General features: G+C 59.5%; 7 protein-coding genes. 2 read left to right on the forward strand and 5 right to left on the reverse strand.

The features are described 5' to 3' along the window. Positions 1 to 2: 2 nt before the first annotated feature. Both rpmF and AC1D2P_RS19125 read right to left on the reverse strand, forming a co-directional pair. Positions 3 to 185, reverse strand: a complete 183-nt coding sequence (gene rpmF, locus AC1D2P_RS19120; RefSeq protein ID WP_003179396.1) for a 50S ribosomal protein L32 — start codon at positions 183 to 185, stop codon at positions 3 to 5. Between the two features lie 13 nt (positions 186 to 198). Continuing rightward, on the reverse strand, positions 199 to 726 hold the full coding sequence (locus AC1D2P_RS19125) for a YceD family protein (protein ID WP_004371317.1): 528 nt from the start codon (positions 724 to 726) through the stop codon (positions 199 to 201). Between the two features lie 106 nt (positions 727 to 832). On the opposite strand from AC1D2P_RS19125, the gene AC1D2P_RS19130 reads away from it, so the two are divergent. Beyond that, entirely contained in the window at positions 833 to 1,411 is a 579-nt protein-coding gene (locus tag AC1D2P_RS19130; protein ID WP_046031681.1) for a Maf family protein, read from the forward strand. Positions 1,412 to 1,615: 204 nt separating this feature from the next. On the opposite strand, the gene sppA is transcribed toward AC1D2P_RS19130, so the two are convergent. From sppA to rluC, 3 genes are read right to left on the reverse strand one after another with little or no spacing between them, the layout of a single operon-like run. Continuing rightward, positions 1,616 to 2,605 (reverse strand): signal peptide peptidase SppA, encoded by a 990-nt coding sequence (sppA, locus tag AC1D2P_RS19135; protein ID WP_046031680.1) that lies wholly within the window; start codon positions 2,603 to 2,605, stop codon positions 1,616 to 1,618. Between the two features lie 24 nt (positions 2,606 to 2,629). Further along, complete coding sequence (locus AC1D2P_RS19140; protein ID WP_477757804.1) at positions 2,630 to 3,292, reverse strand: HAD-IA family hydrolase; 663 nt, start codon at positions 3,290 to 3,292, stop codon at positions 2,630 to 2,632. Continuing rightward, the gene (gene rluC, locus AC1D2P_RS19145) at positions 3,279 to 4,241 is read right to left on the reverse strand and encodes a 23S rRNA pseudouridine(955/2504/2580) synthase RluC (protein ID WP_477757805.1); all 963 of its coding nucleotides are present in this window, start codon (positions 4,239 to 4,241) and stop codon (positions 3,279 to 3,281) included. Before rluC ends, AC1D2P_RS19140 begins: the two co-directional genes overlap by 14 nt. 700 nt (positions 4,242 to 4,941) lie before the next feature. Between rluC and rne the strand changes: the two genes are divergently transcribed. Beyond that, positions 4,942 to 7,473: ribonuclease E (gene rne / locus AC1D2P_RS19150; RefSeq protein ID WP_477811543.1), on the forward strand; the 2,532-nt coding region annotated here is incomplete at its 3' end.

Raw genomic sequence — 7,473 nt, forward strand, 5'->3', positions numbered from 1 at the left:
GATTACTCGTCAGCGCCCTTGTCGATCACTTTACGACCACGGTATACGCCTTCTGGCGATACGTGGTGACGCAGGTGAACTTCACCGGTGGTTTTTTCTACAGACAGGGTGCTAGCCTCGAGAGCGTCGTGCGAACGGCGCATGTCACGGGCAGAGCGGGATTTTTTGTTCTGCTGAACAGCCATAATTGATTAACTCCTAAACGTTTGGGTCACGCTTTAACTGCGCCAATACACTGAACGGGTTGGACCGCGTTACCTCGTCCTCGCTCGGTTCGGGCTCATCGAGACCCGCCGGCTGCTGGCATTCTTCCGGATGATGAGCAGGCACAATGGGCAAGGCGAGCAGAAGCTCCTCCTCGATCAGTGACTGCAGATCCAAAGGATCTTCGCCCAGTTCCAGCACGTCATAACCTTTCGGCAACGACTGGGTATTCGCACCCTCCTTCACCACAGCATAACTGCATTCGCTATGGATCGGCAGGGTGACCAGCTCAAGACAACGCTGGCAAACCATTTTGACTTCGGTGTCGATAAAGCTGTGGATGACCACAGATTTACGTTCATCTCGTTCAAAAACGAATTTAGCCTGCACCGTACCGACAGTATCGGAAAGCGGGTCGCAGAGTCTCTCCAAATCGGCCAGCAGCAGTTCACCTTGAAGGGTGGTGCCACGGTCAGCCAATTTGCGCGGGTCAACGTGAGGTGGAATCGGGTCATTCAACATAGGCGCAGCATTATAGGGATGCCCCCGGCCATGTCAAAGGAAATTCAGCCCTGTCCGTCACTTGCAAGCCTCCGCTAGAATCCGGACCTGACTTTTGGAGTTGCGCATGCTGCCTTTACTACTCGCTTCAAGCTCGGTGTATCGCCGGGAATTACTGGCCCGCCTGCAGCTGCCATTCACCTGCAGCTCGCCGGATATCGACGAAAACCATCGTCCGGGCGAGCCCGCCATTGAACTGGTCAAGCGCCTCGCCAAAGAAAAAGCCCTGGCACTGATGGGCAGCCATACCGCTCACCTAATCATCGGCTCCGACCAGGTCGCGGTACTCGGCGAGCGGATTATCGGCAAACCCCACACCTTCGAAAAGGCCCGCGAGCAATTGCTGGCCGCCAGCGGTGCCAGCGTGACCTTCCTGACCGGCCTGGCGCTGCTCAACAGCCAGACAGGCGAATGCCAGGTTGATTGCGTGCCGTTCACCGTGCACATGCGCACGCTGGATCAGGCGCGCATCGAACGCTACCTGCGCGCCGAGCAGCCCTACGACTGCGCTGGCAGCTTCAAGGCGGAAGGCTTGGGGGTGAGTCTGTTTCAAAGCACAGAAGGCCCTGACGCTACCAGCCTGATCGGCCTGCCACTGATCCGCCTGATCGATATGTTGCTGGCCGAAGGCGTGCAAATACCCTGACCACCACAATCGTGTAGCGGCTGGCGAAGCCTGCGTTCGAGTGCGCAGCGCTCGCCAAACCATATGCCGCGACCTGCCAGGCAACCCGCGAAATCCGGATTTGCGAGCGCTACGCACTCGAACGCAGGCTTCGCCAGCTGCTACAGAGACCGCACAGGTATTAAAAAACCGGCCACCTGGGCCGGTTTTTAATGCCAAAGGAGATCAGCGCATTGATGGACCGTGAAACCCCATCCACATCGCCAATTGCTCCGCAACGCTGGCACCGAGCTTCTTCGAGAAGCGATCGAACGGCGATTCCTGAACAGTGAAGTCCACCAGTTCTTTCTCGCCAATCACATCACGCGCCACAGAACTGGCATTACCCAGGCCATCGATCAACCCCAGCGGCAACGCCTGCTCACCATTCCAGACCAGCCCGGAGAACAACTCCGGATGCTCTTTGTCCTTGAGACGATCGCCACGCCCCTTCTTCACGCTGTTGATGAACTGCTGGTGCGTGGTATCCAGCACACCTTGCCAGAACTGAGTTTCCTCAGGCTTCTGCGGCTGGAACGGATCGAGGAACGACTTGTGCTCACCCGAGGTGTAGGTACGACGTTCGACACCCAGCTTCTCCATGGTACCGACAAAACCATAGCCGGCCGCCGTCACACCAATGGAACCCACCAGGCTCGCCTTGTCGGCGTAGATCTGATCCGCCGCACTGGCGATGTAGTAAGCACCGGAAGCCCCCAGGTCCGAAATCACCGCATACACCTTGGTATCCGGATGCAGGCCACGCAGGCGGACGATTTCGTCATACACATAACCCGACTGCACCGGACTGCCGCCCGGGCTGTTGATGCGCAGCACGATACCTTTGACTTTCTCGTCCTCAAAGGCAGCACGCAGGCTGCCGACGATATTGTCAGCACTGGCCGGCTCCTTGTCGGCGATCATGCCCGTCACATCGATCAATGCCGTGTAGTTGGTGCTGCGGGTCGCACTCTTTTCCATGTCCATCAGCGGCGTAAACAGGATCAGCGCGACAAACAGGTACACGAAGGTCAGCAGCTTGAAGAATATCCCCCAGCGGCGAGACCTGCGTTGTTCCTGCACACCCGCCAGCAGAGTCTTTTCCAGCAGCTTCCAGCTTTTCTCGTCACCGCTCTGCGCACTCGACTTGTCAGGCGCCTTCCATTCGTCGGTCATGACATCTACCCCAGCAAAAACCTGTTAAGCCCGCTGATTCAGCCAGGCATGCAATTCTGAAAAACGATCAATGGCCAGCGCCGGCTCGAACACTTTCAGCGCCTCGATCGATTGCGCGCCAAAGCTGACTGCAACCGAATCCATGCCGGCGTTGCGCGCCATCTGCAAGTCGAAGGACGAATCGCCGACCATCAACGCTTGCTCAGGGCGAACCTCGCAGTGGGCGAGAATCTGCTCAAGCATCAGCGGATGAGGCTTGCTCGCGGTTTCGTCGGCGGCACGGGTAATGTCGAAATAGTCTTCCCACCCGTGAGACTTCAGCACCCGATCCAGCCCGCGACGCGCCTTGCCGGTCGCCACAGCCAAATGATACCCCTCGGCACGGAACGCCTCCATCGACTCGACGACCCCCTCGAACAACGGCGAAGGCACCGCCTCCGAGGCGATGTAGTGGTCGGCATAGTGCTGACGAAACGCTACCAGTTCGGCATCGCCAATCTCCGGATACAGGGTGCGAATCGCTTCCGGCAAACCGAGACCGATGATGCCCTTGACGGCAAAGTCGTCACGCAACGGATACCCGGAGCGCTCGGACGCGACATGCATCGCCTCGACAATCCGACCGATGGAATCGGCCAGCGTGCCGTCCCAATCGAAAATCAGCAGTTTGTAATCAGAGGGGCGCACTCAATCGCTCCACGGTCTTGGCCCACATTTCATCCACTGGCGCCTGCAACTTCAGCTCGCTGCCATCCGGCAGCGGCACGGTCAGCATGTAGGCGTGCAAGAACAGGCGCTTGCCGCCCAAATCACGGATCTCTTTGCTGAAATCGTCATCGCCGTACTTGGTGTCGCCGGCAATGCAATGCCCGGCGTGCAAGGTATGGACGCGGATCTGGTGAGTCCGGCCGGTAATCGGCTTGGCTTCGATCAGGGTGGCAAAGTCGCCGAAGCGGCGCAGGACCTTGAACACGGTCACCGACTCCTTCCCCTCCTCCTCGTCGACCTCGACCATGCGCTCGCCGGAGCGCAGATTGCTCTTGCCCAGCGACGCACGAACCTGCTTGATCGAGGCCGCCCAGTTACCGCGGACCAGTGCCATGTAGCGCTTGTCGACGCCATCGCCGCGCAATGCCGTGTGCAAATGGCGCAGCATGCTGCGCTTCTTGGCGATCATCAGCAGGCCGGAGGTGTCACGGTCGAGACGGTGGACCAGCTCCAGTTCCTTGCAATCGGGACGCAACTGACGAAAGGCTTCGATCACTCCATAAGTCAGGCCGCTGCCGCCATGAACCGCAATGCCGCAAGGCTTGTTGATCACGATCAGCGCCTTGTCTTCGAAGACAATCGAGGCTTCGAGGCGCTGCAGCAGGCCTTGGGCCAGCGGCACCGGCTCGTCGCGCTCAGGCACGCGAACCGGCGGCACGCGCACGATATCGCCCGCCTGCAGCTTGTATTCGGGCTTGATCCGTCCCTTGTTCACACGCACTTCGCCTTTACGCAAAATGCGGTAAATCAAGGTCTTGGGCACGCCTTTGAGCCGAGCGAGAAGGAAGTTGTCAATACGTTGGCCGGCATATTCCGGCGAGACCTCCAGCAGCTGTACCGCTGGGGTCGGAGGGGTTGTAGTCGTCATGGCGCGGATGATAACAATTTTTTATGGAATTGAAGCACTTAATCATTGCTGCTATAGTCGCGAACGCCGCCAAAAGCGGCCTGGACAGCGGACCAACGGTCAAAAACCGGCCCTGACCAACGCAATTCACCAGGACGTGAGGCCGTCCTACGGGGCTTTCGCTACGTAACGGTGGAGTTTGCAGCTGTAACGAGCGCAGGTGACATGAGGCCTGAATCAAGCCGCAAAGCAGAGTTTTCACTCGCCTTGCGAGCCAATATTCACGGCCAGTTCACAAAGTGCAGTCAGCGACGAACGACCCCGAGCGAACGCTTCGGAAACAACGCCTAAATTAGCCATGATGCGTGACCTCCCCCTTCGGAGCTCACGGTAAATGCCAACCCGCTGCGGATTCTGCGCGCGGCAGCACCCGAATTATCAGGGATACGTGTAGGGTGGAGATGCACAACCGCTGGACTGTGTAGCAATAGGCTTTATCAAGACGCTTCATCTCGTCCACAGCCGCTGGTTGATTCCTCCTCCTGACTGAGTGCTTAAGTAGCCACAGCAAGCAGGACGCGTACGTCGCGACACCGACCCAATTGGTCGGGGTTCGCTAGACACTGGAGTGGCCAACCACTCCTGACGCACCTGACACCGACCGTGAGAAGTCGTGTGTGCCGAACGCCGTTTCCGGCAGCCCGGAAACCGACGGTACTACATGAAAAGAATGCTGATTAACGCAACTCAACCCGAAGAGTTGCGTGTTGCACTGGTAGATGGCCAACGCCTCTACGACCTGGACATCGAATCCGGTGCACGCGAGCAGAAGAAGGCCAACATCTATAAAGGCCGGATTACTCGCATCGAACCAAGCCTTGAGGCTGCCTTTGTCGATTTCGGCTCCGAGCGCCACGGCTTCCTGCCCCTCAAAGAAATCTCCCGCGAATACTTCAAGAAAGCCCCCGAAGGCCGCGTCAATATCAAGGACGTCCTGAGCGAAGGCCAGGAAGTCATCGTTCAGGTCGAAAAAGAAGAACGTGGCAACAAGGGCGCCGCCCTGACCACCTTCATCAGCCTGGCCGGTCGTTACCTCGTTCTGATGCCGAACAACCCGCGTGCCGGCGGTATCTCCCGTCGCATTGAAGGTGAAGAGCGCAACGAATTGCGTGAAGCCCTGAACGGCCTGGTTGCCCCGGCCGACATGGGCCTGATCGTTCGCACTGCCGGCCTTGGCCGCAGCAGCGAAGAAATGCAGTGGGACCTCGATTACCTGCTGCAACTCTGGACCGCCATCAAAGAAGCCTCGCTGGATCGCTCCGCGCCGTTCCTGATTTACCAGGAAAGCAACGTGATCATCCGCGCCATCCGCGATTACCTGCGCCAGGATATCGGCGAAGTGCTGATCGACAGCGTTGAAGCCCAGGACGAAGCCCTGACCTTCATCCGCCAGGTGATGCCGCAGTACGCCAGCAAGATCAAGCTGTACGAAGACAGCGTTCCGCTGTTCAACCGTTTCCAGATCGAAAGCCAGATCGAGACCGCTTTCCAGCGCGTCGTTGAACTGCCTTCCGGCGGTTCCATCGTTATCGATCCGACCGAAGCCCTGGTGTCCATCGACATCAACTCGGCGCGCGCCACCAAAGGCAGCGACATCGAAGAAACCGCACTGCAGACCAACCTTGAAGCCGCCGAAGAAATCGCCCGTCAGTTGCGCCTGCGCGACATCGGCGGCCTGATCGTCATCGACTTCATCGACATGACCCCTGCCAAGAACCAGCGCGCCGTGGAAGAGAAAGTCCGCGAATGCCTGGAAGCCGACCGTGCTCGCGTGCAAGTCGGTCGCATCTCGCGCTTCGGCCTGCTGGAAATGTCCCGTCAACGCCTGCGTCCATCGCTGGGCGAAAGCAGCGGCATCGTTTGCCCGCGTTGCAACGGCACCGGCATCATCCGTGACGTTGAATCGCTGTCGCTGGCCATTCTTCGCCTGATCGAAGAAGAAGCCCTGAAAGACCGCACCGCCGAAGTTCGCGCACAAGTGCCGATCCCGGTTGCAGCGTTCCTGCTCAACGAAAAACGCAACTCGATCACCAAGATCGAACTGCGCACCCGTGCCCGCATCGTCATTCTGCCGAACGATCACCTCGAAACGCCGCACTTCGAAGTTCAGCGTCTGCGCGATGACAGCCCGGAAGCCGGCATCAATCAGTCCAGCTACGAAATCGCTGCTGCCGCTGCCGAAGTCGAAGAAGTCCAGCCAGCCGCTGCGACCCGCACCCTGGTTCGCCAGGAAGCGGCAGTCAAGACCGCTCCGGCCCGCGCCAACGCTCCGGTTCCGACCGAAGTCGTTGCCGCTCCAGTAGCCGCCCCGGCTGCCGTGCCAGAACCAAGCCTGTTCAAAGGCCTGGTGAAGTCACTGGTCAGCCTGTTCGCGACCAAGGAAGAGCCTGTTGCTCCGGTTGTGGTTGAAAAACCAGCGACCACCGAGCGCCCGGCCCGTAACGAAGAACGTCGCAACGGTCGTCAGCAGAGCCGCAACCGTAATGGCCGCCGCGACGAAGAGCGCAAGCCTCGTGAGGAACGTGCACCGCGTGAAGAACGCGCACCACGTGAGCCACGCGAAGTCCGTGAAGAAACCCCGGCCGTAGCTCGTGAAGAACGTGCTCCACGCGAAGAACGCGCACCACGCGCCCCTCGCGAAGAACGTGCACCGCGCGCTCCACGCGAAGACCGCAAGCCACGTGGCGATCGTGAAGAACGCCCGGTTCGTGAACTGCGCGAGCCTCTGGATGCTGCTCCGGCCGCTGCGGCTACCGCTGAAGAGCGTCCGGCTCGTCAGCCACGTGAAGAACGCGCACCACGCCCACCGCGTGAAGAACGTCAGCCACGTGCAGAACAAGCTGCTGCCGCCGTTGCTGAAGAAGAGCTGACCTCCAACGAAGAGCAACTGCAGGAAGACGGTCAGGAAGGCGCCGAAGGCGATCGTCCACGCCGCCGCTCCCGTGGCCAGCGTCGTCGCAGCAACCGTCGCGAGCGTCAACGCGATGCCAACGGCAACGTGATCGAAGGTTCGGAAGAATCCGAAGGTAACGAAGCGGGCGAAAGCAACGAAGCACCAACCACTGCCGATCTGGCCGCCGGCCTGGCTGTTACCGCAGCCGTTGCCAGCACCGTGATCAGCGCACCGGCTGAAGCACAAGCTCACGAGCAAGCTGAACGCGCCAGTGCATCTGTTCAGGAAACGGCTCCGGTT

The organism is Pseudomonas sp. P1_F1_2 (genome assembly GCF_056405815.1).